At 77.8% G+C, this 24,411-nt stretch carries 25 protein-coding genes, 4 pseudogenes and 1 riboswitch; of the genes and pseudogenes, 17 read left to right on the forward strand and 12 right to left on the reverse strand.

Annotated features, from left to right (window positions below):
- Positions 1 to 6: 6 nt before the first annotated feature.
- The gene (locus CHB98_RS11760; RefSeq protein WP_089305799.1) at positions 7 to 1,275 is read right to left on the reverse strand and encodes a DUF6986 family protein; all 1,269 of its coding nucleotides are present in this window, start codon (positions 1,273 to 1,275) and stop codon (positions 7 to 9) included.
- 40 nt (positions 1,276 to 1,315) lie between these two features.
- Here CHB98_RS11760 and uraD point away from each other — a divergent pair, with 40 nt between their 5' ends.
- Genes uraD through pucL form a run of 3 tightly spaced genes read left to right on the forward strand, consistent with a single transcriptional unit; the run spans position 1,316 to position 3,087 of the window.
- A complete protein-coding gene (gene uraD / locus CHB98_RS11765) occupies positions 1,316 to 1,813 on the forward strand; it encodes a 2-oxo-4-hydroxy-4-carboxy-5-ureidoimidazoline decarboxylase (protein ID WP_089305800.1) in 498 nt (165 codons plus the stop codon).
- On the forward strand, positions 1,810 to 2,127 hold the full coding sequence (gene uraH, locus CHB98_RS11770) for a hydroxyisourate hydrolase (protein WP_089305801.1): 318 nt from the start codon (positions 1,810 to 1,812) through the stop codon (positions 2,125 to 2,127). The genes uraD and uraH overlap by 4 nt, the downstream gene beginning before the upstream one ends.
- A 57-nt stretch (positions 2,128 to 2,184) precedes the next feature.
- Positions 2,185 to 3,087: a factor-independent urate hydroxylase gene (pucL, locus tag CHB98_RS11775; protein ID WP_089305802.1), complete on the forward strand. Its 903-nt coding sequence runs from the start codon at positions 2,185 to 2,187 to the stop codon at positions 3,085 to 3,087.
- Positions 3,088 to 3,092: 5 nt separating this feature from the next.
- On the opposite strand, the gene CHB98_RS11780 is transcribed toward pucL, so the two are convergent.
- The 6 genes and pseudogenes from CHB98_RS11780 to CHB98_RS11805 all read right to left on the reverse strand — a co-directional run.
- Positions 3,093 to 3,596: a hypothetical protein gene (locus CHB98_RS11780; protein ID WP_089305803.1), complete on the reverse strand. Its 504-nt coding sequence runs from the start codon at positions 3,594 to 3,596 to the stop codon at positions 3,093 to 3,095.
- Positions 3,597 to 3,660: 64 nt separating this feature from the next.
- A complete protein-coding gene (locus CHB98_RS11785) occupies positions 3,661 to 4,752 on the reverse strand; it encodes a class I SAM-dependent methyltransferase (RefSeq protein WP_089305804.1) in 1,092 nt (363 codons plus the stop codon).
- 71 nt (positions 4,753 to 4,823) lie between these two features.
- Positions 4,824 to 5,984 carry a class I SAM-dependent methyltransferase gene (locus CHB98_RS11790; protein WP_089306006.1) on the reverse strand — a complete coding sequence of 387 codons (1,161 nt, stop codon included), beginning with the start codon at positions 5,982 to 5,984 and terminating at the stop codon, positions 4,824 to 4,826.
- Between the two features lie 35 nt (positions 5,985 to 6,019).
- A complete protein-coding gene (gene msrA / locus CHB98_RS11795) occupies positions 6,020 to 6,673 on the reverse strand; it encodes a peptide-methionine (S)-S-oxide reductase MsrA (RefSeq protein ID WP_089305805.1) in 654 nt (217 codons plus the stop codon).
- 119 nt (positions 6,674 to 6,792) lie between these two features.
- A pseudogene (locus CHB98_RS23040) lies at positions 6,793 to 6,894 on the reverse strand (hypothetical protein); the annotation flags it as partial.
- 130 nt (positions 6,895 to 7,024) lie between these two features.
- A pseudogene (locus CHB98_RS11805) lies at positions 7,025 to 7,711 on the reverse strand (SDR family NAD(P)-dependent oxidoreductase); the annotation flags it as partial.
- Between the two features lie 130 nt (positions 7,712 to 7,841).
- Here CHB98_RS11805 and CHB98_RS21145 point away from each other — a divergent pair.
- Genes CHB98_RS21145 through CHB98_RS11825 form a run of 4 tightly spaced genes read left to right on the forward strand, consistent with a single transcriptional unit; the run spans position 7,842 to position 10,378 of the window.
- Entirely contained in the window at positions 7,842 to 8,438 is a 597-nt protein-coding gene (locus CHB98_RS21145) for a TetR/AcrR family transcriptional regulator (protein ID WP_179224443.1), read from the forward strand.
- The gene (locus CHB98_RS11815; protein ID WP_089305806.1) at positions 8,435 to 9,451 is read left to right on the forward strand and encodes an NADP-dependent oxidoreductase; all 1,017 of its coding nucleotides are present in this window, start codon (positions 8,435 to 8,437) and stop codon (positions 9,449 to 9,451) included. Before CHB98_RS21145 ends, CHB98_RS11815 begins: the two co-directional genes overlap by 4 nt.
- Positions 9,452 to 9,485: 34 nt before the next feature.
- On the forward strand, positions 9,486 to 9,689 hold the full coding sequence (locus CHB98_RS11820) for a hypothetical protein (RefSeq protein WP_089305807.1): 204 nt from the start codon (positions 9,486 to 9,488) through the stop codon (positions 9,687 to 9,689).
- A complete protein-coding gene (locus CHB98_RS11825; protein ID WP_089305808.1) occupies positions 9,686 to 10,378 on the forward strand; it encodes an alpha/beta hydrolase family protein in 693 nt (230 codons plus the stop codon). Before CHB98_RS11820 ends, CHB98_RS11825 begins: the two co-directional genes overlap by 4 nt.
- A 47-nt stretch (positions 10,379 to 10,425) precedes the next feature.
- On the opposite strand, the gene CHB98_RS11830 is transcribed toward CHB98_RS11825, so the two are convergent.
- Positions 10,426 to 10,938, reverse strand: a complete 513-nt coding sequence (locus CHB98_RS11830; RefSeq protein WP_089305809.1) for a VOC family protein — start codon at positions 10,936 to 10,938, stop codon at positions 10,426 to 10,428.
- A 191-nt stretch (positions 10,939 to 11,129) separates the two neighbouring features.
- Here CHB98_RS11830 and CHB98_RS11835 point away from each other — a divergent pair, with 191 nt between their 5' ends.
- A complete protein-coding gene (locus tag CHB98_RS11835) occupies positions 11,130 to 12,038 on the forward strand; it encodes a superoxide dismutase (protein WP_245821101.1) in 909 nt (302 codons plus the stop codon).
- 154 nt (positions 12,039 to 12,192) lie between these two features.
- Positions 12,193 to 13,485 (forward strand): Nramp family divalent metal transporter, encoded by a 1,293-nt coding sequence (locus CHB98_RS11840; RefSeq protein WP_089305810.1) that lies wholly within the window; start codon positions 12,193 to 12,195, stop codon positions 13,483 to 13,485.
- 97 nt (positions 13,486 to 13,582) lie between these two features.
- On the opposite strand, the gene CHB98_RS11845 is transcribed toward CHB98_RS11840, so the two are convergent.
- Both CHB98_RS11845 and CHB98_RS11850 read right to left on the reverse strand, forming a co-directional pair.
- Positions 13,583 to 14,200 carry a TenA family protein gene (locus CHB98_RS11845; RefSeq protein WP_089305811.1) on the reverse strand — a complete coding sequence of 206 codons (618 nt, stop codon included), beginning with the start codon at positions 14,198 to 14,200 and terminating at the stop codon, positions 13,583 to 13,585.
- Positions 14,201 to 14,268: 68 nt separating this feature from the next.
- The gene (locus CHB98_RS11850; RefSeq protein WP_089305812.1) at positions 14,269 to 14,868 is read right to left on the reverse strand and encodes a TenA family protein; all 600 of its coding nucleotides are present in this window, start codon (positions 14,866 to 14,868) and stop codon (positions 14,269 to 14,271) included.
- 33 nt (positions 14,869 to 14,901) lie between these two features.
- Positions 14,902 to 15,015: riboswitch (TPP riboswitch) on the forward strand.
- On the opposite strand from CHB98_RS11850, the gene CHB98_RS11855 reads away from it, so the two are divergent.
- From CHB98_RS11855 to CHB98_RS11875, 5 genes are all read left to right on the forward strand, one after another.
- Positions 15,005 to 16,354, forward strand: a complete 1,350-nt coding sequence (locus CHB98_RS11855; protein ID WP_089305813.1) for a purine-cytosine permease family protein — start codon at positions 15,005 to 15,007, stop codon at positions 16,352 to 16,354. It overlaps the preceding riboswitch by 11 nt.
- The gene (gene thiO, locus CHB98_RS11860; RefSeq protein ID WP_089305814.1) at positions 16,351 to 17,460 is read left to right on the forward strand and encodes a glycine oxidase ThiO; all 1,110 of its coding nucleotides are present in this window, start codon (positions 16,351 to 16,353) and stop codon (positions 17,458 to 17,460) included. The genes CHB98_RS11855 and thiO overlap by 4 nt, the downstream gene beginning before the upstream one ends.
- Before the next feature lie 5 nt (positions 17,461 to 17,465).
- Positions 17,466 to 17,681: a sulfur carrier protein ThiS gene (gene thiS / locus CHB98_RS11865; RefSeq protein ID WP_245821102.1), complete on the forward strand. Its 216-nt coding sequence runs from the start codon at positions 17,466 to 17,468 to the stop codon at positions 17,679 to 17,681.
- 2 nt (positions 17,682 to 17,683) lie between these two features.
- Positions 17,684 to 18,496 carry a thiazole synthase gene (locus CHB98_RS11870; RefSeq protein ID WP_089305815.1) on the forward strand — a complete coding sequence of 271 codons (813 nt, stop codon included), beginning with the start codon at positions 17,684 to 17,686 and terminating at the stop codon, positions 18,494 to 18,496.
- Complete coding sequence (locus CHB98_RS11875; protein WP_089305816.1) at positions 18,493 to 19,056, forward strand: thiamine phosphate synthase; 564 nt, start codon at positions 18,493 to 18,495, stop codon at positions 19,054 to 19,056. Before CHB98_RS11870 ends, CHB98_RS11875 begins: the two co-directional genes overlap by 4 nt.
- Before the next feature lie 118 nt (positions 19,057 to 19,174).
- On the opposite strand, the pseudogene CHB98_RS23045 reads toward CHB98_RS11875, so the two are convergent.
- Positions 19,175 to 19,627, reverse strand: a pseudogene (locus CHB98_RS23045) (solute carrier family 23 protein); the annotation flags it as partial.
- A gap of 619 nt (positions 19,628 to 20,246) precedes the next feature.
- Between CHB98_RS23045 and CHB98_RS11885 the strand changes: the two are divergent.
- Positions 20,247 to 20,669 carry an ATP-binding protein gene (locus CHB98_RS11885; RefSeq protein WP_089305817.1) on the forward strand — a complete coding sequence of 141 codons (423 nt, stop codon included), beginning with the start codon at positions 20,247 to 20,249 and terminating at the stop codon, positions 20,667 to 20,669.
- A gap of 635 nt (positions 20,670 to 21,304) precedes the next feature.
- Here CHB98_RS11885 and CHB98_RS22740 read toward each other — a convergent pair.
- Positions 21,305 to 21,961, reverse strand: a complete 657-nt coding sequence (locus tag CHB98_RS22740; protein WP_089305818.1) for a hypothetical protein — start codon at positions 21,959 to 21,961, stop codon at positions 21,305 to 21,307.
- Between the two features lie 320 nt (positions 21,962 to 22,281).
- Here CHB98_RS22740 and CHB98_RS22745 point away from each other — a divergent pair.
- Positions 22,282 to 22,785: pseudogene (locus CHB98_RS22745) on the forward strand (amino acid permease); the annotation flags it as partial.
- 86 nt (positions 22,786 to 22,871) lie between these two features.
- The gene (locus tag CHB98_RS22750; protein WP_281251860.1) at positions 22,872 to 23,606 is read left to right on the forward strand and encodes an APC family permease; all 735 of its coding nucleotides are present in this window, start codon (positions 22,872 to 22,874) and stop codon (positions 23,604 to 23,606) included.
- Positions 23,607 to 24,411 lie beyond the last annotated feature (805 nt).

The raw sequence follows: 24,411 nt of genomic DNA on the forward strand, positions 1-24,411 counted from the left end.
ACACGCTCACCAGGGGATGGTAGGTCGGCCGTCACCCGTCCCGGGGGCACCGCCGCGAGCCGCGCGCCCGGCGAGCCGGTCCAGCTCGGCGCGTCCGATCCCGGTCGCCGCCCGCACCTCCCCGTCGTCCAGGGCGCCGCAGTCCAGGCCCCGCAGCACGACCGAGGCCAGCGCCCGCGCGGTGGCCGGCTCGTCGAGGACGCCGCCGTCCACCCGCTCGCGGTAGGCGGTCAGCCGGGCCGCCGCGGCGGGCAGCGCGGCCCGGTAGAAGGCGTAGGTGGCGGCGTACCGGGTGACCAGCTGGGCCGGGTGCAGGTCCCAGCCCTGGTACAGGCCCCGCTCCAGCGCCCGGCGGACCAGCCCTGCGTGCAGCCGCCAGGCGGCGTGCACCGATCCGCGGTCGCCGACCGGCAGCACGTTGGTCGAGCCGTCGACCGCCACCGCGCCGGTACCGGCGACGGCCACCTGCATGAGCTGCTTGGCCAGGTCCAGCGCCGGGTGGTCGGGGGACTGGTGGGCCGCGGCGATGCCCAGCGCGGCGCTGTAGTCGTAGGTGCCGTGGTGCAGACCGGTCAGCCGGGGCCCGGCCGCGTGCACCAGGGCGGCGACGGCCACGCGGCCGTCGGGGCCGACGACCGCCTGCGGCGTCTCGACCTGCAGCTCCAGGTCCAGCGGAACCCCGTGGGCGGCCTCCAGCGCGTCCAGCACCGGCAGGAAGGCGCGCACCTGCTCGGCGTCGGTCACCTTGGGCAGCGTCACGACCGCCTTCCGCGCGCGAGCGGCGGTCCCGCCGAGGCCGGCGAGGAAGAGGTCGAGGGAGCGGACGCCGCGCCGGCGGGACGGGCCCTCCAGCGACTTGGCCCGGATGCCGACCGACGGCGGGGCCGTGCCGGCAGCGGTGTCCGCGGCGACGGCGGCCGCGGCGCGGGCCACGTCGTCGTCCTCGGCGCCGGGCGGGCCCCGGTAGCCGTCCTCGGCGTCCACCCGGAGGTCCTCGACCGGCTCCGCGGCGAGCTTGGCGCGCACCCGGGGCAGCACCTCCTCCACGAGCGCGGGCGGGTGGCCGAGGTCGGGCAGGCCGTGCGCGTCCAGGGCGGCCAGCGCGGCGGCGCCCCAGGCGGCGGCCAGGCCGGGGACGACGGCGTCGGCGGGCACGTAGCAGGTGTGCACCGGCTGGCGCGCCGCCCGCTCGCCCGGGAAGGCCGCGGCGCGGGCGGCGTCGACCGGCCCGAGCCGCCGGTCGAGCTCGGCGTAGACGTCCTCGGGCAGCGGCATCCGTCGACCCTGCCACGCCCCGGCTGCCATCCTCGACCGCATGTCCGCCCTCGACGACCTCAACGACGGGCCGGCCGACCGCGCCGTGCAGGCGCTGCGCTCGTGCAACGCCGCCCCCCGGTTCGCCGCCGCGGTGGTCGCCGGCCGGCCCTACCCGGACGTCGACGCGCTGGTCGCCCGCGCCGACGAGGTCGCCCGCGGGCTGCCGTGGGCGGAGGTGGAGCTGGCGCTGGCCGGGCACCCCCGGATCGGCGAGCGCGCGGAGGGCTCCTCGCCGGAGGCGGAGGCCTCCCGCCGGGAGCAGCACGCGGTGGGCGGGGCCGACGACGCCACGCGGGCGGCCCTGGCCGAGGGCAACCGGGCCTACGAGGAGCACTTCGACCGGGTGTTCCTGGTGCGGGCGTCGGGCCGCTCGCCGGTGGAGATCCTCGCCGAGCTGCGCCGGCGGCTGGGCAACGACGAGGAGACGGAGCGCGCCGAGGTGACCGCGCAGCTGGCGGAGATCACGGCGCTGCGGGTGCGGGGGCTCGTGTCATGAGCGTGTCCACGCACGTGCTGGACTCCGTCCTCGGGCGGCCGGCCGCCGGGGTCGCCGTCCGGCTGTTCGCCGGTGACGAGCTGGTCGGCGAGGGGGTCACCGACGCCGACGGCCGCTGCCGGCCGGCCGAGGGCCCGACCGCGCCCGGCCCGCACCGGCTGGTGTTCGCCACCGGGCCGTGGTTCGCGGGGCAGGGCCGGGACGCGTTCTGGCCGGAGGTGGTGCTCACCTTCGACGTCCGGGACCCCGCCGGGCACCACCACGTGCCACTGCTGCTGGCCCCGTTCGGGTACTCCACGTACCGGGGCAGCTAGGCGCGCCGTGTTCCACGTGCAACACGACCACGACCACGGTGCGGCAGGCTGCGGGGCATGGTGATCCGGCTCGGGGCCAACCAGTACGGCAAGGCGGAGGTCCGCGTGGTCGCCGTCGACCGCAGCGGCCCGCAGCACTCGCTGGTCGACCTCACCGTCAGCAGCAGCCTGCGCGGGGACTTCGCCGCCGCGCACACCGACGGCGACAACGCGCACGTGCTGGCCACCGACACGCAGAAGAACACCGTGCTCGCCTTCGCCCGGGACGGGGTCGGCCCGCCGGAGGCGTTCGGGCTGCGGCTGGCCCGCCACCTCGCCGGCGCGTACGGCTGGATCAGCGGCGCGCGGGTCGCCGTCGACTCGCACGGGTGGGACCGGATCACCGTCGGCGGGCAACCGCACGGGCACGCCTTCCGCCGCGACGGCGGCGAGGTCCGGACGGCGGTGGTGACGGTGGACGGCGATGGATCCGGCGCTGACGCGCACGTGCTCGCCGGGCTGCGCGACCTCGTCGTCCTCAAGACCACCGGGTCGGAGTTCTGGGGCTTCCCGCGCGACCGCTACACCACGCTGGCCGAGACCCGGGAGCGCATCCTGGCCACCGCGGTGACCGCCCGTTGGCGCTACACCGTCACCGACCTGGACTGGGACGCCGCGTTCGGCACCGTCCGGACCGCGCTGCTGGAGACCTTCGCCGCCACCCACTCCCTCGCGCTGCAGCAGACGCTGTACGCGATGGGCGAGGCCGCGCTGGAGCGCTGCCCGGAGGTGGCCGAGGTGCGGCTGTCGATGCCGAACCGGCACCACTTCCTGGCGGACCTCTCCGCCTTCGGGCTGGACAACCCCGACGTCGTCTACGTCGCCGCGGACCGGCCCTACGGGCTCATCGAGGGCACGGTGCTGCGCGACGACGTCCCGCCGGCCGAGGTCGCCTGGCTGGGGACGCCGGGCTTCTGCTGACCGGCTCAGCGACCCCAGCTGTCGTCCTGCGGGGCGGCGTCGACCCGGATGCCGCCGAGCAGCAGGCCGGCGTGGATGCGCAGGTCCGCGCCGCGCTCGTCGTCGGTGTGCACGATGCCGTCGCCCTCCGCGACGTCCATCCCGCCCGGGCCGCGGCAGCTCCACCACACCCGCCAGCCGGCCGGGACGGTCACCGCCAGGCCGCCCACCAGGCTCCGCACGGTCAGGTCGACGCCGCCGGGGACGTGCGGCACTCCGGTCAGGTCCAGCCGGGCGCCGGCGAGCACGAGGTCCAGCCGCACCCGGGACAGGTGCGGGTTGACCGGCCGCAGGTCCCGGCCGCCGACGACGACCACCCGCCGGATGCCGGCCGTGCTCTCGTCACCCTCGTCCCGGCGCCAGGCCACCAGCCGGCCGCCGACGGCGAGCACGGCCGGCAGCGCCGACCAGCGGAGCAGCCCGGGCAGGACCCGGCGGGCGGCGGTCGGCGGGGTGCTCCGGGTCCTCATGCGGCCAGCGTGCCTGCCGGTGGGCGCGCTGCCCAGGCCTGCGCCCCCCACCGGAGGACGCCGCTCATCCCCCGGTCACCAGCCGGTAGAAGCGGAAGGTGTCGTGCTCCACGGGCAGCACCTCGATCCCCGCGAACCCGGCCTCGCGTGCGTAGCGCTCCAGGGTGGCCGGGCGCATCACGGTGCCGGTGCCGGCCGACGGGCGGGTCGAGAGCCCGTCGGGCAGGCAGCAGGTGACGCTGTAGCCGTACATCAGCCGCTCGACCGCGTCGCCGGGCGGGGCGAACCGCTCGGCGACCTTCTCGTCCACGACGAGCACGGTGCCGCCGGGGCGGACCATCCGGCGCATGGCGGCGAGCACCGCCACCGGGTCGGCGAGGTCGTGGACGCACTCGAAGGCGGCGACCAGGTCGTGGCTGCCGTCCTCCCCCGCGGCCGCAGCGTCCGCGGCGGTGAACCGCACCCGAGCGGCGACGCCGGCCTCCTCGGCGTTGCGCCGGGCCTGCTCGATGGAGGGCTCGTCGACGTCGTACCCGTCGACCCGGGCCTGTGGGTAGGCGCGGGCGATGCCGATCGAGGACCAGCCCATGCCGCAGCCGACGTCGGCGACCCGGCCGCCGGCCCGCAGCGCGGCGTCGATCGCCGGGACGGAGGCGAGGTCCTGACCCGCCAGCGGGCCGAGGAAGTAGGCGCGGTTGCAGTCCGCCTGGGCGTCGCGGGCCTCCCCCATCTCGGCCCAGGAGAGCCCGCCGCCGGTGCGGTAGACCTCGAGCAGCCGCGGGACGTTGCGGGCGAAGACCAGCGCGGCGTGCACGAACGGCGGCATGTAGGCGAGGTCGTCCCGGTCCACGAGGACCGCCCGGTGCGCCTCCGGCAGTGCGTAGCGCCGCTCGTCGGGGCCGGCCGCTGCGTCGTCCACGCCGAGGAAGCCGGCCACCGCCTGCTGCTCCAGCCACTCCCGCGCGTAGCGCGGTCCGGTGTCCGTGCGCGCTGCCAGCTCGGGGGCGGTCGCCGGGGCCTCGGCCAGCGCGCGGTACCAGCCCAGCTCGCTGCCCAGGTGCACCGCGGCCAGCTCCAGCCCGGCGGTGACCGCCTCCAGGAGGCGCTCGGCCAGGGCGGTGGTGGCGTCGGCGGGTGAGGTCTCGGTCGTCGTCATGTCCCCCGACCGTGGCCCGGTCGGGGCCGGCCGGCCAGGGCCGTCGGGCCCTCGGCCCGCACGGCCGCCGGTCAGGCCCCGGGGCGGGTGGAGACGGTGACGGTGTACCGGCGGTCGGACGCCGCGACCCGCGTGGGGCCGACCAGCCGGCGCAGCGCGGCCCGGTGCGGCAGCCGGTTGTTGTAGACGCACCACAGCTCCCCGCCCGGCCGCAGCACCCGGCCCGCCGCGGCGAACAGCCGGTCGGCCGCTCCGGTCACCACGGCCGTGCCGAGGTGGAACGGCGGGTTGCAGACCACCAGGTCGATGCTCGCGTCGGGGACGGTCGACGCCGCGTCGTCCCGCACCACGCGCACCCGGCCGGCCACCCCGTTGGCCGCCGCCGTCGCCTCCGTGGAGGCCACCGCCGCCGCGGACTGGTCGGCGGCCAGCACGGCGAGCCCCGGGCGGGCGAGGGCGAGCGCGGCGGCGAGCACGCCGGTGCCGCAGCCGAGGTCCAGCGCCGTCCCGGCACCGGGGGCCGCACCGGGCAGCGCGGCCAGCAGCGCGCGGGTCCCGCCGTCGACCCTGCTGCCGGCGAACGCCGCGCCGTGCGCGCAGACCGTGAGCCCCAGCTCGGGGTGCTCCTGCCGGCGGGGGAACGACGGGACCACCCCGGCCCGGGGCCCGCGGGCGACCAGCACCCGCGACTTCTGCCGGGCCAGCGTGGCGTGCACCTCGCCGAACCCGGCGGCGAGGACGTCGTTCATCGCGTGCGTCATGTGCTTGACCCGGCCGCCCACGAGCAGCGTGCCGCCGGGCGCGACGGAGGGCGCCACCACCTCGGTGAGCTCGCGCAGCGCGTCGAGCGACCGCGGCGCCTTGGCCAGCACCAGCCGGGCGCCGTCGGCCAGCCCGGGCCCCAGCGGCCGGGAGGAGTACGTGCCGGCCAGCCCGGTGCGCCCGGCGTTGCGGGCGAGGGCGAGCTCGCCGACCAGCAGGTCCTGGTGCACCCGCACGTCGCGGGCCCCCGCCGCGACCGCGCCGAGGGTCAGCGCGCCGTGGGAGTCGTCGACGACGGCCACCTCGCCGGGACCGGCGGCGGCGAGCAGCGGGGCGGCCTCGTCGAGCAGCAGCCGGTCGGTCGCGTCGACGGCGACCAGGTCCGGCGCCTCGACGTCCGGCTCCCGCCGCAGCGCCGCGAGGACGTCCGCGACGGTGACGTGCTCGGCCGGCCCCCCGCGGGAGGCCACCGCGAGGCCGTGGGAGGTGGGCGGGAGGTCCCGGCTCACACGCCGGACAGGCCCACCGGGCAGGAGACGCCGGTCGAGTGGACCGGGCAGTAGCCGTCCGGCACCTTGTACAGGTACTGCTGGTGGTAGCCCTCGGCGTAGAAGAGGTCGCCCAGCGGCGCGATCTCGGTGGTGATCTCGCCGTAGCCGGCCGCGGTCAGCCGCTGCTGGAACGCCTCGCGGCTGGCGCGGGCGGCCCGCTCCTGCTCGAGGCCCTGCACGTAGACCGCGGAGCGGTACTGGGTGCCGACGTCGTTGCCCTGGCGCATGCCCTGCGTCGGGTCGTGGTCCTCCCAGAAGACCTTGAGCAGCTGCTCGTAGGAGGTGACCGCCGGGTCGAAGACCACGAGCACGACCTCGGTGTGCCCGGTCTGCGCGGAGCAGACCTCCTCGTAGGTCGGGTTCGGGGTGTACCCGCCGGCGTAGCCGACCGCGGTGGAGTAGACGCCCGGCTGCTCCCAGAAGACCCGCTCCACACCCCAGAAGCACCCGGCGCCGAAGACGGCGGTCTGCAGGCCCTCGGGGAACGGCGGCCGGGTGCGGTTGCCGTTGACCGCGTGCAGCTCCGGCACGCCCGGGAGCGGGTCGGGGCGGCCGGGCAGGGCGTCCTCGCGCGACACCGGCTGGGTCTTGGTGCGGGAGAAGAACATGCCCCGAGGTTAGGCCCGCCGCGCAACCGGCCGGGGGCCGGACCGGCCGCGGGGGTGAGGACCAGGCGGGCGACCAGGCGGCGGACGAGCGGGGCGACGACCAGCACCGTCGGGAAGGCGACCACCCACGAGGACAGGAACGCCGCCGCCCACGCGTCCGCGGTGGACCCGTCGGTGCCGAGGCCGCGCAGCGTGCTGATCCCGGACACGATCACCGTCATCAGCCCGGACAGCAGCAGCCCGGACAGCAGCGGTGCCCATCGCGCCGGCAGCCGCCGGGCGGTCACAGGCTCGTCCAGCCGCCGTCGACGACCAGCTCGGCCCCGAGCAGGTAGCGCGAGTCGTCGCCGGGTCCGCGAAGCGGCCCAGGGGGACGGTGCCGGCGGTCCGCCCGGTCATCGCGGCGAGCTGCTCGTCCGGCAGTCCGAACTTGCCGCGGAGGGGCGTGTCCACCGGGCCGGGCGCGACCGCGTTGACCCGGACCCCGGCGTCCTTGAGCTCGGCGGCCAGGCTGCGGGCCAGGGAGCGGACGGCGGCCTTGGTGGCGGAGTAGACGCTCATCCCCGCCCCGCCGAGCACGTCCAGGCAGCTGGTGTCCAGCACCACCGAGGCACCGGGGCGCAGCAGGGGGGCGAGCCGCTGGACGGTGGAGGAGGTGCCGCGCACGTTGATCGCGACCTCGTCGTCGAACCGCTCCGGGGTGACCTCGCCCATGGGCGCGGCGTAGGTGACCCCGGCGTTGGCGAACAGCACGTCCAGGCCGCCGAGCTGGGTGCGCACCCGCTCGGCCAGCCGGTCGAGGTCCTCGACCCGCCGCACGTCCACCGGCTCGGTGGCGACCCCGGCGCCCGCGCGGCTCGCGCCGTCCCCGGGCAGTGGGTCGCCGTCCAGGGCGGCAGCCGCCGCGGACAGCCGGTCGGGGTCCACGCCGGTGATGAGCACCCGCGCGCCGTCGGCGCGCAGCCGGCGGGCGATGGCCCACCCGATCCCGCTGCTGCCCCCGGTGACCACCGCGGTCCTGCCGGCCAGTCCTGGCATGGCTCCTCCTGCTCCTGCGACATTCTTGGACCGATCGTTCCAAGTAGCCGGGACCCCAGCACGGTGTTGGAACGATCGGTCAAGCCGGCGGGTAGACTCCGGCGGCACGTGGCCGAGGGCGGGAGGTGCGGTGACCGGGCGCAAGCAGTTCGCGGTCGACGACGCCCTGGACGCGGCGGTGCGCGTCTTCTGGGAGCGCGGGTACGACGGGGCCACGGTGGCGCACCTGCTCGAGGGCACCGGGCTCGGCCGCGGCAGCCTGTACGCCACGTTCGGTGACAAGGAGGAGCTGTTCCTCGCCTGCCTGGACCGCTACGCCACCACCGTCGCCGCGCGGCTGCTGGCCGCCCTGCGCAGCCACCCGGGTGACCCGCGGGCCGCGGTCGGGGCCATGTACACGGCGATCCTGGCGCGGATGCAGGACCCGGGGTGCCCGAGCGGTTGCCTCGTGACGTTGAGCGCCGGCGAGTGCGCGACCCTCCCACAGCGGGCCCGGGAGGTCGTGCAGCAGCTGATCGCCGGCCAGGTCCGCGAGGTGCGCGGCGTGCTGGCGGAGGGCGCCTCCTGCGGCGTCGTCCCGCACGGCGGCGACCCCGACGCCCTGGCCGAGTACCTGGTCGGCACCGCCCAGACCCTCGCCCTGCTGCACCGCGCCGGCACCGACGTGCCGACGCTGCGGGGCATCGCCGACACCGCCCTGCACGTCCTGCACCCGGAGGTCCCGTGACGACGACGACGCGCGAGTGGCACCTGGCGGCCCGGCCGCAGGGCGAGCCCACCCCTGCGGACTTCCGGCTGGTCGAGGTGCCCGTCCCCGAGCCGGCCGACGGGCAGGTCGTCGTCCGGAACGTGGTCGTGTCCGTCGACCCGTACATGCGCGGGCGGATGCGGTCGACGCCGTCCTACGCGCCGCCGTGGCAGGTCGGCGAGGTGATGAAGGGCGGCGCCGTCGGCCGGGTGGTCGCCTCGCGCGCCCCTGAGCTGCCCGAGGGCTCGCTGGTGCTCACCGACGCCGCCTGGCGGGAGACCGCCGTCGTGGCCGCCGCGGCGGCCACCCGGCTCCCCGCGGCCGGCGACGTCGCGCCGTCCTGGTACCTGGGCGTGCTCGGCATGCCGGGGCTGACCGCCTACGCCGGGCTGTTCCGGGTCGGCGCGTTCCGCGCGGGGGACGACGTGTTCGTCTCCGGGGCCGCCGGCGCGGTGGGCAGCCTGGTCGGACAGTTCGCCCGGCTGCGCGGCGCGGGCCGGGTGGTGGGCAGCGCCGGGTCGGCGGAGAAGGTGGCCTGGCTGCGGGAGCTCGGCTTCACCGCTGCCTTCAGCCACCGGGACGGCGTGGCGCGGGGCCTGGCCGCGGCGGCGCCCGAGGGCATCGACCTGTTCTTCGACAACGTCGGTGGCGAGCACCTGGAGGCCGCGGTCGGGGCGCTGCGGGTGCACGGGCGGGCGGCGCTGTGCGGGTCGATCTCCGGCTACAACGCCGTCGAGCCGCCGCCGGGGCCGCGCAACCTGGGCCTCATGGTCGGCAAGCGGCTCACGCTGCGCGGCTTCCTGGTCAGCGACCACGCCGACCTCCGCCCGGAGTTCACCGAGACGGTGACCGGCTGGCTGCGCGCCGGCGACCTCGTCGTCCGGGAGACCGTGTACGAGGGCATCGAGCAGGCCGTGCCCGCCTTCCTGGACCTGCTGCGCGGCGGCAACGTCGGGAAGATGGTCGTCCGCCTGGCCCCGGACCCCGACTGACGCCGCCCCGCGGCGCCGGGGAGGATGGCCGACCATGTGGCTCCTCCTCACCAGCCGGCTGCGCACCTGGCTGCTGCTCACCGTCGTCGTCCCCCTGGCCACCGGCCTGCTGCGCCGCGCGGGGCAGGCGCTGGAGCGGCGCACCGGCGCCACGCCGGTGACCCGCGCGCTGTACAAGGCCGGTGACCTCGGCGACCGCGCCCGCACGACGCTCCGTGGCGGGCGCCGGCGCCGGTGACGGCCGCAGGGCCCCGGCCGGCGCTGGAGTACCGCCCGGCCCCGGGCGGGACCCGGGCGCTGGCCGTCTTCTGCCACGGCGGCACGGTGGCCAGCGTGGAGCCGCCCAAGGACCGGGCGCTGTCACTGCTGCGGATGCGCGCCATCGAGCAGTTCGTGCACGCCGCGGCCGCCGACCGGGGGGTGGGCACCGGCCTGCTGCGCTACCGGGTGGCCGGGTGGAACGGCGCCGCGGCCGACGCGCACGCCGACGTGCGGTGGGTGCTGGAGGAGCTGCGGGCCCGCCACGGGGCAGACGTCCCGGTGGTGCTGGTCGGGCACTCGATGGGCGGGCGCGCGGTGCTGCGCGCCGCCGACGACGCCTCGGTGCGCGCGGTCTGCGCGCTGGCGCCGTGGACGCCGCCGGGCGAGCCGGTCGGGCACCTGCGCGGGCAGACCGTCGCGGTGCTGCACGGCCGCGGCGACCGCTGGGTGCCGGCGGCCCTGTCCGCGGACTACGCCGACCGGGCGCAGCAGGCCGGCGCGCGCATCGCCCGGTTCACCATCGCCGGCGGGCACGGCATGGTGCGGCGGGCGCCGGTGTGGCACGCCTTCGTCCGGGACGTCGTCCTGGCCGGCGCCGGGCTGGCGCCGTGGCGGGCCGACCTGCGCCGCGCCCTGGCCGAGAGCGCGCTCGCCGTCCCGCTGTAGGACCCCTGCACCGTCGTGACGATGGCCGACCGGGGGCGGAGCGGGACTCAGGCGGGGACGGAGACCCCCACGCCGCCGCGGGTCTGCGCGCCGTAGCGGGCGGTCTCGCGGTCGAGGTCCAGCGGCGCGGTGAGCGGCGCCCCCTCGGTGAGCTCCGGGGTGACCAGCGCGGCCGGGACGAGCCAGGAGACCTCGAACTCCAGGCCGTCGGGGTCCCGCGCGTAGAGCGCCTTGGTCGTGACGTGGTCCGAGGCGCCGGTCAGCGCGCCGGCCCGCTGCAGGGCGTCGCGGACGCGGGCCAGCTCGGCGAGCGTGTCGACCTCCCAGGCCAGGTGGTACAGGCCGACGGTGCGCCGGCCGGCCTCCGAGGCCCCGGCACCGTCGCCGACCCGGAACAGCCCGAGGTCGTGGTCGTTGGTCGAGCCCTCGGCCTGCAGGAAGACCGCGGCGCCCGGGATCTCGTTGGTCACCCGGAAGCCGAGCACGTCGCGGTAGAAGGCCAGGCTGCGCGCGAGGTCACGGACGTACAGGACGGCGTGGTTGAGGCGCTGGACGGGCACGGCGGGCTCCTCGTGGGTGGACGGCTGCCCCAGTGTGCTCCCGACTGCTTGAGAGTTCAAGTAGTCGGGAGCTCACCGTGCCCGCCCGGCGCGGTGTCCCGCCGTCGTGCGGGACCGGCGCCGGGGCCTGCGGGCGCCCCGGCCACCGGAAGCGGTCGCCGAGCCAGGAGGCCACCGCGGGCACGATCACGGTGCGCACCAGCACCGCGCCCACCAGCACCAGGACCAGCGGGATCACCACCAGCCGGTCCCGGGCCCCGGCGGAGCTGGCCGACGGGGAGCTCGCCGTGGTGGAGCGCTTCCTGCGCGCCGTCCTGGCCGGCCCCGGCCGCCGACCCGCGGCCTCCCGCGCGCGGGAGGCGGTCTGGCCCGGCCGGGCCACGGTTCGGCCCCGACGTGTCAGGCGGGCCGGGCAGGACGTCGTCGTCCAGCCCACCCACCCCGCACGCACGCACGACGGAGGGAACCCGATGCCCGACTACCAGCTCCCCGACCTGCCCTACGACTACGGGGCGCTGCAGCCGCACATCTCCGGCGAGATCATGGAGCTGCACCACTCCAAGCACCACCAGACCTACGTCACCGGCGCCAACACCGCGCTGGAGAAGCTCGCCGAGGCGCGCGCGACCGACGGGCTGGCGACGGCGAACCTGCACGAGAAGAACCTGGCGTTCAACCTGGCCGGGCACGTCAACCACTCGGTGTTCTGGCCGAACATGAGCCCCGACGGCGGCGACCGCCCCGACGGCGAGCTGGCCGCGGCCATCGACGACCAGTTCGGCTCCTTCGACGCCTTCCGGGCGCACTTCACCGCCGTCGCCGGCGGCGTCCAGGGCTCGGGCTGGTCGATCCTGGCCTGGGACTCCGTCGGCCAGAAGCTGCTGATCTGCCAGCTCTACGACCACCAGGGCAACCTCGCCGTCGGCCTGGTCCCGCTGCTGATGCTCGACATGTGGGAGCACGCGTTCTACCTGCAGTACCGCAACGTGAAGACCGACTACATCGACGCGTGGTGGAACGTCGTCCACTGGGCCGACGTCACGCAGCGGTTCACCACGGCGCGCACCGCCACCGCGGGGCTCATCGTCCCGGCCGCCTGAGCACGCCCCCCGGGGCCGCGGGCGACCGCGGCCCCGGGGCGTCAGGGAAGCCTCACCTCGGCCCGCGCGGGCCACGCCCTGGCCCGACCGTGACACCCCCGGCGGGCAGGACCACAGCGACCACCCCGCACCGCCCGTCCCCTGCGAGGCCCCCGTGTACCTGTCCAAGACCGAGGCCGCCGTCCTGCCGACCACCCTGGTCGCCGGCCCCCGCCGCCCCCCGCAGCCGGCCGGGCGGCGGCGGATCTGGCCGCTGCTCGGCCCGGCCTTCGTCGCCGCGGTCGCCTACGTGGACCCGGGCAACTTCGCCACCAACTTCTCCGGCGGCGCCTCCTTCGGCTACACCCTGCTGTGGGTGATCGTCGCGGCCAACCTCATGGCGATGCTCATCCAGAGCCTGACCGCCAAGCTCGGCCTGGCCACCGGCCGGGACCTGGCGACCAACTGCCGCGAGCAGCTGCCCCGCCCGGTCACCCGGGGCCTGTGGCTGCAGGCCGAGGCGGTCGCCATCGCCACCGACCTGGCCGAGATCGTCGGCGGAGCGGTCGCGCTGAACCTGCTCTTCGGCGTCCCGCTGCCGGTCGGGGGGCTGATCACCGCCGTCGTCGCCTTCGTGCTGCTGGCCGCGCAGTCCCGCGGGCACCGCCCCTTCGAGCGGGTCATCACCGGCCTGCTGCTGGTCATCGGCGCCGGCTTCGCCTACACGCTGGTCGGCTCCGGTGTCGACATGGGCGGGATGGCCTCCGGGATGGTGCCCTCCTTCGCCGGCCCGGACAGCCTGGTGCTGGCCGCCGGCATCCTCGGCGCCACGGTCATGCCGCACGTCATCTACGTGCACTCCGCGCTCACCCCGGGCCGCTACGGCGACGTGGTCACCGCCGGGCGCACCCGCGAGGGACGGCGCGGGCTGCTGCGCGCCCAGCGGCTGGACGTGCTCGTGGCCATGGGCGTGGCCGGGCTGGTCAACGCCGCGATGCTGGTCATCGCCGCCCAGCTGTTCACCGGCTCGGCCGAGCAGGCCGGCTCCCTCGAGGGCGTGCACGCCGGGCTGGGCGACCAGCTGGGCGCCGGCGCGGCGCTCGCCTTCGCCCTGGCCCTGCTGGCGTCGGGCTTCGCGTCGTCCTCGGTCGGCACGCACGCCGGCCAGGTGGTCATGGCCGGGTTCCTCAAGCGGCACATCCCGGTGCTGGTCCGCCGGCTGGTCACCCTCGCCCCGGCACTGCTGGTGCTGGTGCTCGGGGGCGACCCGACGACCGCGCTGGTCTGGTCGCAGGTGGTGCTCAGCTTCGGCATCCCGTTCGCCCTGGTGCCGCTGCTGTGGCTGACCAGCCGGCGCGACCTGATGGGCGGCTGGGTGAACCGGCGGGTCACCACCGTCGCCGGGTGCGTCGTGGCGGCGCTGATCATCGCGCTCAACGGCCACCTGCTGCTCGGCTTCGTCCTCTGAGCCCGCTCGCACCCCGGCCGAGCGTGTGCGCCGCCGCCCTGCTCCACCCTCCGGGAGGGGGCCTGGGCGCACACCGTCGCGGGCCGGGGAGCGGCCGTCAGGCCCCGCGCCAGGCGGCGTCGAAGAAGCCGACCTCCAGCTGCATGGCGCGCCGGTACGCCGTCCGGACGGCGGGGACGTCGGCGGCGTGCGCGTCCAGCAGCCGCTCCAGGGTGCCGGCCAGCGCGTCGAACGCCGGGTCGGCGTAGGTGGTGACCCACTCGGCGTAGTCCCCGGCGCGCCCGGGCGACAGCGAGCGGCCCAGGTGCGCGTACAGGCGCATGCACGGCGTCATCGCCGCGCAGGCCGCCCCGACCCCGCCGAGGGACGCCGTGGCCAGCAGGAAGTCGGTGTAGGCGGTGGTCGCCGGCAGCGGCTCGACGCCGGCCAGGTCGATGCCCCAGCGGGCGGCGTAGCCGGCGTGCAGCGCCAGCTCCTCGCGGACCCCGGCGAGCAGGTCGGCGAAGGCGTCCAGGGTGGCCCGGTCGGGGCTGTGCGCCACCCCGAGGGCGTAGCCGCGGGCGAAGGACTCCAGGAAGAACGCGTCCTGGGCGACGTAGCCGGCGAAGCGGTCCCGGGGCAGCGTGCCGTCGCCGATGCCGGCCACGAAGGGGTGCGCCAGCGCCGCGGCGGCCAGGTCGGCGTTCGCCGCCCACAGGTCGGCGGACAGCGTCATGCGTCCAGCGCCGTGCTCACAGCGCCGAGTCCAGCGCCATGCTCACAGCGCCGAGTCCAGCGCCATGCTCACAGCGCCGAGTCCAGCGCCATGTCCCAGAAGGCCACCTCGGCCGCGACCACCTCGGCGAAGGTCGCACCGGCGTCCGGGGCGGGCGTGCCGTCGGCCGCCGCCTCGAGCCCGGCGACGTAGCCGGCGAACCCCGGCGCCGTCCAGTGCGCGACGAACTCCCGGTACCCCGCCGCCCCGGGCCGGGCGTGCGACCAGGCGTCGAGGTAGGTGCGCTCGATGGTCCACAGCGCGGTCAGCGCCGTCCCGGCGTCGGCGGCGTCCAGCCGGTCCAGCAGCTCCGCGTAGCCGGCCGTGGCCGGCCGCGGCGGCGCCCCGAGGTCCAGCCCGCGGGCGGCGGCCTGCTGCTCCAACCAGGCCAGCTCGTCGACCAGCGCGACCAGTCCCGCGGCGAGCACCGCCTGCGCCGGCCGGGGCGCGCGGGCCAGCAGCCGCGCCTGGAGGCGCAGCAGGTCGGTGACGAAACGGGCGTCCTGCACCAGCCAGGTGTCGAAGGCGGCGACCGGGACCGTCCCGTCGCGGACGGCGTCGAGGAACGGGTGCCGCGTGGCCCGCCGCCAGGCGTCGGGACGGCGGGAGGGGAGGTCGGCGACCGGCACGGCGGGGACTGTACGGAGTGGGTCTAGGGTGGGCCCCGCATGTGCGGGAGCTCGGGCACGACCGGGCTGAGAGGGCGACTCGACGCGTCGCCGACCGCTGGAACCTGACCGGGTAATGCCGGCGTAGGGAGCGACCATGAGCACGTCGAACGCCGTCCCCTCGACGGGCTCCGCGCCCGGTGAGGCCCCCCTCACCCTCGCCGAGCCCCCGGCTCCCGTCCTGGGCCTGCGGGACACCTTCGGGCTGTGGGCCAACCTCGGCGTCAGCCTGCTGCTGCCGGTGGCCGCCGTCTTCGTCGTCCTCCCCGGCCGGCCGCTGTCCACGACGCTCGGCGCCATCGTCGTCGGGGCCGTCATCGGCGCCACGCTGCTCGGGCTGGCCGCCGCCGCGGGCGCGCGCGAGCGGGTGCCGACGATGGTGCTGCTGCGCGGGCTGCTCGGCCGGCGCGCCTCCGCGCTGCCCACCGCGGTCAACCTCGTGCAGTGCGTCGGCTGGGCCACCTTCGAGATCGTGATCATCGCCGAGGCGGCGTCCCGCGCGCTGGACGCCCCGCGCTGGCCGTTCGTGCTGGCCGCCGGCGTGCTGGCCACCGCGATGGCGCTGCGCCCGCTGGGCGTGGCCCGCGTGCTGGCCCGCTACGCGGTCTGGGCCGCGCTGGCCGCCGTCGTCTACCTCTTCGTCAACGTGCTCGCCGAGCCGCTGCCGCCGCTCACCGACGGCGCGGCGACGTCGTTCTGGACGGCGGCCGACATCGTCATCGCGCTGCCGGTCTCCTGGTTCCCGCTGGTCGCCGACTACACCCGGCACGCCCGCAGCGCCCGGGCCGCGGGCGTCGGTGCGGGGTTGGGCTACGGGCTGGCCACGATCGTGATGTTCACCCTCGGCGTCGTCGCGCTGGCCGCCTACGGCAGCGCCGGGTTCGACGTCATCGACGCGCTGCTCGCCGTCCCGCTGGGGGCCCTGGCCGTGCTGGTGCTGGTGACCGTGGAGCTCGACGAGGCCTTCGCCAACGTCTACTCGACCGCGGTGTCGGCGCAGAACCTCGTCGCCCGGGCCGACCGGCGGCTGCTGGCGGTGGGCGTCGGCGCCGTCGCCACGCTGCTGGCCCTGACCTTCGACATCGCCGCCTACGAGCCGTTCCTCTTCCTCATCGGCGCGGTGTTCGTGCCGCTGGCCGGCGTGCTGCTCGTCGCCTACGCCACCACCCCGCGCGGCGCCTGGGACACCTCCGACACCGCCCCCGCCCGGCCGCTGTTCCTGCTGCCGTGGGCGGCCGGCTTCCTCGCCTACCAGCTCACCCTGCCGACGTACTTCGCCGGCCCGGGCGCCGGGTGGACCGCGTGGTGGTCCGCCCGCCAGGCCGACCTGGGCATCGACCCGGCCAACGGGTGGTCGGCGTCACTGGTCGGCCTGGCCGTCGCGGTCGGCCTCACCGCGCTGGTCTGCCTGCCCGGGGTGCTGCGCCGGCGGAGGACGGCGGCATGACCGACGTCGCGGTCGCCGGCGGGGGGCTCATCGGGCTGGCCACGGCCTGGCGGGCCGCCCGGCGCGGGCTGTCGGTCACCGTCGTCGACGACGCCCCCGGCACCGGCGCGTCGGCCGCCGCGGCCGGGATGCTCGCCCCGGTCACCGAGGCCGGCTACCGCGAGGAGGCCCTGCTGCGGCTCGGCCTGGCCTCCGTCGAGCGCTGGCCGGCCTTCGCCGCGGAGCTGCGGGAGGCCACCGGGCAGGACGTCGGCCTGCGCACCGCCGGCACCCTCGCCGTCGGCTTCGACGAGGACGACGTGCGGGAGCTGGCCGCGCTGCACGCCTACCAGCAGGAGCTCGGCCTGGCCGCCGAGCGGCTCACGCCGCGAGAGGCCCGCCGCCGGGAGCCCGCCCTGACCCCGCGAGTGCGCGGCGGCCTGCTCGTGGCCGGCGACCACTCCGTCGACGGCCGGGCGCTGCACGCCGCCCTGCTGCGCGCCGCCGGGGACGCCGGCGTGCGGCTGGTGCGCGAGCGGGTCACCGCGCTGCGGGTGGACGGCGGCCGGGCGGCGGGTCTGGAGACGGCCGGCGGCGGCACCGTGCCGGCGGGCAGCGTCGTCCTCGCGCTCGGCGCGCACAGCGGCGCCCTGCCCGGCGTGCCGGCCCTGCCGGTGCGCCCGGTGAAGGGGCAGGTCCTGCGGCTGGCCGGGGCCGCCGGCCTGCTCGGCGGCACCGTCCGCGCGCTGGTCCGCGGCCGGCACGTCTACCTGGTGCCCTACGGCGGCGACCGGCTGGTCGTGGGCGCCACGGTCGAGGACCGCGGCTTCGACCCGACCGTCACCGCGGGCGGGGTGCACGACCTGCTGCACGACGCGATCGACGTCGTCCCCGGGATCGGCGAGTGCGAGCTGGTCGAGACGCTGGCCCGCTGGCGGCCGTGCACCCCCGACAACGCCCCGCTGCTCGGCCCCGGCCCCCTGCCCGGCCTGGTGCTGGCCACCGGGCACCACCGCAACGGCGTGCTGCTCACGCCGGTCACCGCCGAGGTGACCACCGAGCTGCTGGCCACCGGCGTCCTGCCCGAGCTGGCCGCCCCCTTCACCGCCGACCGCTTCGGGAGGTAACCGTCATGGAGGTCGAGACCGTGCAGGTCACCGTCAACGGCGCAGCCACCGAGCTGGCCGACGGCGCCACCGTCGCCGACCTGGTCGCCGCCCGCAGCGGCGGGCACGACCGGGTCGCCGTCGCGCTCAACGGGGACGTCGTCCCCCGCGGCAGCTGGCCGCGGACGCCGCTGTCCCCCGGCGACGCCCTCGAGGTGCTCGCCCCGACCGCAGGAGGCTGATGATGACGACCCAGGACCTGGCCCCGGCCCTCGCCCGCGAGGAGGCCGCCGACCCGTTCGTCATCGCCGGGGAGACGTTCACCTCCCGGCTGCTGCTCGGCACCGGCGGCGTGCCCAGCCTGGAGACGCTGGAGGCCGCGGTGCGCGCCTCGGGCAGCCAGCTGGTGACCGTGGCACTGCGCCGGGTGGAGGCGTCCTCCAGCGCCTCGATGCTCGCGGTGCTCGACCGCTGCGGCGTGCGGCTGCTGCCCAACACCGCCGGCTGCCGCACGGCCCGCGAGGCGGTGCTCACCGCGCGGCTGGCCCGCGAGGCGTTCGGCACCGACTGGGTCAAGCTCGAGGTGATCGGCGACGAGCGCACCCTGCTGCCGGACGCCGTGGAGCTGCTGGACGCCGCCGAGCAGCTGGTCGCCGACGGCGCCACCGTGCTCGCCTACACCACCGACGACCCGGTGCTCGGCCGCCGGCTGGCCGACGTCGGGTGCGCCGCGGTCATGCCGCTGGGCTCGCCGATCGGCAGCGGGCTGGGCATCCGCAACCCGCACAACATCGCGCTGCTGCGCGAGGCCGTCGACGTCCCGGTGGTGCTGGACGCCGGCATCGGCACCGCCTCGGACGCCGCCCTGGCCATGGAGCTCGGCTGCGACGCCGTGCTGCTGGCCTCCGCGGTCACCCGCGCCCGCGACCCCGAGCGGATGGCGCTGGCCATGCGGCAGGCCGTGGAGGGCGGCCGGCAGGCGTTGCTGGCCGGGCGCATCCCGCGCCGCTGGCACGCCGAGGCCTCGACCTCCTCCGAGGGCCTGCCCGAGCTGTGATCCTGCCGCGGCTGCTGGTCGTCACCGACCGCACGCAGGCCGCCGGCCCGCTGCCCGACGTCGTGGCGCGGGCGGTGGCCGCCGGCGCCCGGGCGGTCCTGCTGCGCGACCGCGACCTGCCCGCCGGCGAGCGCGCCGACCTCGCCGACCGGCTGCGTGCGGTGCTCGACCCGGTGGGCGGGCTGCTGGTGGTGGCCGGGGCCACCGCGGGGGCCACCCACCTGGCCGCCGCCGAGCCGTTCCCCGACCCGCGCCCGGACCTGGTCGGCCGCTCCTGCCACTCCGCCGCCGAGCTGGCCCGCGCCCGCGCCGAGGGCTGCGACTGGGCGTTCCTGTCCCCCGGCTTCCCGACCGCGTCCAAGCCCGGGTACGGCCCGGCGCTCGGCGTGGAGGGGTTCGCCGCCCTGGCCCCGCACGGCCCGCCGGCGTTCGCCCTCGGGGGCGTGCTGCCGGAGCACGGGCCGGCGCTGCTGGCCGCCGGGGCGGCCGGGGTGGCGGTGATGGGACCGGTGATGCGCGACCCCGCCCTCGTCCGCGCCTACCTGGCCGCGTCGGCCTGACCTGCGGCCGGGCGGGAGTCGGCGACGACGTCGACCACCACGACCCCGGCCGGGGACGGCGGCGGGATGGCGGCCAGCACGGCGGCGACCTGCGGCAGCAGCGAGAGGCGACGAGGACCAGCGCGCCGATGGTCGCCACGTGCCGGCTCATCTGCCGGGTGAGCGCGACCAGGCCGACGTTCCGGCTGGACATCGTCGTCGGGAGCGCGCCGAAGACGCCGCCGAGCACCGCGCTGCCGCCCTCGGCGAGGACGCCGCCGCCAAGCTCCCGCGCCGTCGCCGGGCGCCCGGCGCCGCCCTCGGTGACCGCGTGCACCGTGCCCACCGCGTCGACGGTGTTGACCACCCCGACGACGGCCATCGACAGCACCGCGACCGGCGGGGAGGACACGCCGAAGTCGAACGGTGCGGGGACGGCGACCAGCGGCCGGTCGCCGACACCGGACGGGTCGAGCAGGCCCAGCGGGACGGCCACCAGGTGGCCCACGACCACCGCGACGAGCACCGAGGCGGTGCACAGCAGCCCGCGGCAGAACTGGTTGAGCACCAGCACCAGCACCAGCCCCGCGACGGCGAGGTCGACCGGCGCGCCGAGGTCCGCCGAGGACGGCGTCCAGCCCGTGGTCGGCGGCCAGCGGGACGGCCACCGCGATGGACGCGAAGCCGGAGCCCATCACCAGCGGCAGCCGGCTGCCCACCGGGCCGATGCCGACGGTCTGCAGCAGCGTGGCCAGCCCGGCGCAGGGCAACGCGGCCTGCACCAGCAGCACCGCCTGGCCGGTGGTCGCGCCGATCACCCCGGCCAGCAGGTGCGAGGACCCTCCTGCCCCCACCGCTCACAGGCTCGCGGCGGGCCCCGGCAGGAGGGCCGGCGGCACGGCGGCCGGGCGTCGGGGTCGGTGCGGTCGGACGTCCGGGCGGTGGTCATCGCGTGCTCCTGAGCCGGGGACCGGTACCCGGACGAGCATCACGACCGCGTGTTCCGCCGCGGTGTCGCCCCGGTTGCATCCCGGAGCGGGGGCGGTGTCCGGCCGATCACCGCCTGTGACCCCTGTCTTACGATGTTTGGGATCCGGCACGCAGACCCATACGCAGGTGTCCGGTTCGCCCGCGAACCGTCGGTCGGTCACGCCCGCCGGGCGAGGGCCACGGCCCGCCGTGCGCGGGCGAGCAGGTGAGAGGACCACGGCGTGACAGGCGAGGCGGCCAGGCAGCTGTGGCCGTCCGCACGACCGCCGGCGGCGCCCGAGCACCTCGTGTGGCACCTGAGCACCGTGTCCGAGCTGCCCCAGGTCCGCGCCGAGGTGCGGGCGCACCTCGCCGGACCGCGGCTGGCCGACCTGCGCGACCGGCTGGTGCTCGCCCTCGACGAGATGGCCTCCAACGCGCTGCGGCACGGGGGCGGCGACGTGAGCGCCTCGGTGCGCCCGGTGGCCGGCCGCTGGCTGGTCGAGGTCTGCGACGGCGCGCCCGGCACCCCACCGACGCCGGCGGTCGGCCGCGACCCCAGCGAGGGCGGGCTGGGGCTCTACCTGATCGCGGAGCTCGCCGTCGACCACGGCTGGTACGTGAGCGCGGGGGCCAAGCACGTCTGGGCGGTCCTCGCCCCCTGACCTGCGCGCCGCCCCGTCGACCCACGCGACCCGGGTCCGGGACGACGGCCACCCGCCGGGCCTGCCGGGGGCGGTGCGGACCGCGGGGCCAGCCGGGACGCGGGACGGCCGACGGCGGGCGCCCCCCGGATCCGGGAGGGGCGCCCGCCGTCGGCAGGTGGTGGAACGGTGCCGTGCGGTGCCGTCCTGGGGCGCGTCCTGCGCGCACTGCCCCCGGCCGGGTGGCCCGGGCCGGTCTCCTGCGGTCGACTCCCGAGCCGGTGGTGCCCCGGTCAGGTCGATGCCGGTCAGAGACCCGGGGACGGGCACTGGCACGGACCTGTCGCCCTCGGGCGGTGCCCGTCGCCGGTCAGCCGTGCCGCGGAGCGGTCGCCGCCTCCCTGGAGGGTCCGCGCGCTGCGTCGGGCGCAGTCGGCGGGGGGTCGGGGCGGCTACCGGTGGAGCGGGACGTCTGGGGCGGCGGGACTGCCACCGTCGGAGGGACGCACCAGGGGCGGTGCGGGTCGGTCGGGAGGAGCGGAGACCCCCGTGGCCTGGCGCACGGCCACCGTGGCGGGGTGGCCGGCTGCCGGAGCCGGGAGGCGGTGCGGGGACGGCGTCCGCGGCGGTGCCGGGACACGCGGGGTGGGTCCGGGTCAGGGTGGCTGCCCCCGGGCCGGCGGGGACAGCGGGTCGCCGCGCGACCGGGCCGGTGCGGCCGCCCGGGCTCCCCGGGGCCGGGCGCCGCCCTGCGCGGTCCTCGGTGCGGGGGCAGGCCGCGCTGCCGGCGACTGCCGGGCGAGCGGGGCGACCACCGGGACGCGGGGGTGGCGGGCCGGCCGGGGGGCCCGGGCCGGACGGGGCGCCGCGGCGGGGGAAGGCGCCGCGGGCTGGATCGTGGGGGTGTCCGGGAGCTCGGTGAGCACGACCGGGCCGTCGGGGCGCGGCGCCGGGGCGGCCGGGGCCGGCCGGCCCCAGGCCAGGTGGGCGCCGGCGGGTCCGGCGCCCCAGAGCGCCAGCCGGCGGACCAGGCCGCGCACCCGGGCCCGCAACCGCGGGCGCGGCGCCGGGGCGGGGTCCGGTGCGGTCCACGCCGGGGCGGGTGCCGGCTCCGGGGTGTCCGGGCGCGGGCGGGGCGCCGGCACCGGGACCGGTCGGACGGCGGACGGCCGGCGCACCGGGCGGCGCCCTCCGGCTCGGGCCGGGCGGGCCGTGTCCCGGACGGGCAGCGGCTCGGCCCGGTCCAGGAGGTCGAGCAGGCCGCGGAGGGACAGGTCGTCGGTGCGCTGGGCCAGTGCCCGGTCGTTCGCCATGACGTCCTCCTGTCGTTCGCCGCGGTGCTGCGGACAGGGAGAACGGTAGGGACGGCGGCGTCCCGCGACGGCCCGCTGCGACACCTCCCCGGGGGCGTGTGACCGAACCGTTGCGGCGGCCTCCCGGGGGCGCCGGTGACCCCCCGCAGCCGGCGGGGGCTTGTCGACAAGCCGCGCGTCCCGAGCGGGGAACGCGCTGGTCACCGGGTCGGTCACCCTGCGCCGCGGACCGACGCGCCCGGCGTGTCGGGGTCGGCCTCCCGGCGGCGGTGCGGAGCGGACCGGCGTCCGCCCGCGCGCCCCAGCGCGCAGGACCCCCGATGAGCACGCCGGAGGCGCCCCCCGCCGACCAGACCGGGACCAGGCTGCGCCGCGCCGTCACCGGGGAGCTGCTGCTCCCGTTCGTCCTGGGCGACGTCCTCGGCGCCGGCGTCCACGCGCTGGCCGGCTCGGTGGCCGCCGAGGTGGGCGGGGCGATCCGGGTGCCGCTGCCGGCCGCGCTGCTGCTGGCGCTGCTCACGGCGGCCTCGTACGCGGAGCCGGCCACCAAGTACGCGCGGGCCGGCGGGTCGGCGGTCTACGCCGAGCGCGCGTTCCGGCCGCCGGTCATGGCCTTCCTCGTCGGCTTCTGCATGCTGGCCGCCGGGGTGACGAGCGCGGCGGGCCTGGCGCCGGCCTTCGCGGGCGACTACCTGGGCGCCCTCCTGGACGTGCCCGCCACGCCGGCCGCGCTGGTGTTCCTGCTGCTGGTGGCCCTGCTCAACGCCCGCGGCATCGAGGAGTCGCTGGGCGCGAACGTGGTGATGACGGTCGTCGAGGTGTCCGGGCCGGTGCTCGTCGTCGTCCTCGGTGCGCTGGTGCTCGGCCGCGGGGACGGCGACCTGGGCCGCACCGTGGAGTTCCCGGCCGGGTGGCCCCGGCCACGGCCGTGCTGGCCGCCGCGCTGCTGGCCTACTACTCCTTCGTCGGGTTCGACAGGTCGGCGAACACGGCCGAGGAGGTCCGGGACGTGCGCCGGTCTACCCGCGGGCGCCTGTTCGGCGCGCTGCTGGCCGCCGGCGCGGTGTACGTCCTGGTCGGCCGGGCGGCGTCGGTCGCGCTGCCCCCCGACCGGCTCGCCGCCTCCTCCGGCCCGCTGCTGGAGGTGGTGCGCGCCGCGGACGCCGGCGTCCCGGACCGGCTGTTCAGCGCGGTCGCGCTCGTCGCGGTCGCCAACGGCGCGCTGCTCACCATGATCATGGCCAGCCGGATGGCGTACGGGATGGCCGAGCAGCGGCTGCTGCCCGCCGTCCTGGGGCGGGTGCTGCCCGGCCGGCGGACGCCATGGGTGGCCATCGCCGTCACCACGGCGGTCGCGATGGGGCCGAGCCTGGCCGGGGATCTCACCACCCTGGCCAACACGGTCGTGCTCCTGTTCGCGTGTCTCAGCACGAACACCGCGGTGCTGGTGCTGCGGCGCGACCCGGTGGCCGCCGGGCACTTCCGCGCCCCCACCGCCCTGCCCGTGCTGGGCATCGCCTCGTGCCCGCTGCTGCTCGCGCAGCACGAGGCCCGGGTGTGGGGGTTCGCCGGTCCGCTGCTGCTCGCCGGCGCGGTGCTGTACGCGCTCACCCGGCTGGCCGACCGGGGGTCCGGGGTCGGCTGACCGCGGAGGGCGCGCCCGGCGGGTGGCGCGGCCGTGCCGTCGGGTGGACGGGCGTGGGGGAGGCGCAGGAGCCCGGGCGGCCCGCCGTCGCGGTGCCACCAGGCGCGCACGCGGTCCGGCCAGCAGCCCGGCGGGGACGGCGGCGGGCCGGGCGGGCGGCGCGACGGGTGCACCGGCAGCGGGCGCATCGGCCGGCGGGCCGGTGGGCGCGCGGGGGCCGCCGTCCGGACGGCAGGGACCGCGGCGGGTGCCGGGGTGCGCGCGGACCGGGCCGGCGCGGGCGCCGGCGGGTCGACGACCGCCGCGACGGGCGGCGTGGTGGGCTCCGGGACGGGTGGCGGCGGCGCGGGGACCACGGACACCGCCCGGTGCACGGGCCGCACGCGGTGACGCGGGTCGGCCGGCCAGGACCCGGGGGCGGCGGTCCGGTGGACCGCCCGGTCCCACGCGCGCGCCTCCGCGGTGCGCTGCGCCGCGGTCCGCCGCGGCGCCGGGCGGGTCGCCAGGGCCGCACGAGCGTCCGCCGCGCGCTGCGCGGCGGTGCGTCGTGCCACGGGCACGGGGGCGGGCATGGGGTCTCCTCGGCAGGACCGCCGGCTGGACTGCGATCCGCGGGGAACCGTAGGTCCGGGCCGCCCGGCGCCCACGCCACGGACGGGGGCGCGTGACCGAACAGTTGTCCGGGCCCCGGCGCGGCGGGGTGACCGCGCCGCGCACCCCCTCGAGGGTCGACAAGACGCCGCCGGACCGGCCGGAACGGACCGTTGCCGTGACCGGTCACCCCGGCGGGTGCCGCCGTCCCCGG

Source organism: Geodermatophilus pulveris (genome assembly GCF_900188375.1).
Classification (GTDB): domain Bacteria; phylum Actinomycetota; class Actinomycetes; order Mycobacteriales; family Geodermatophilaceae; genus Geodermatophilus; species Geodermatophilus pulveris.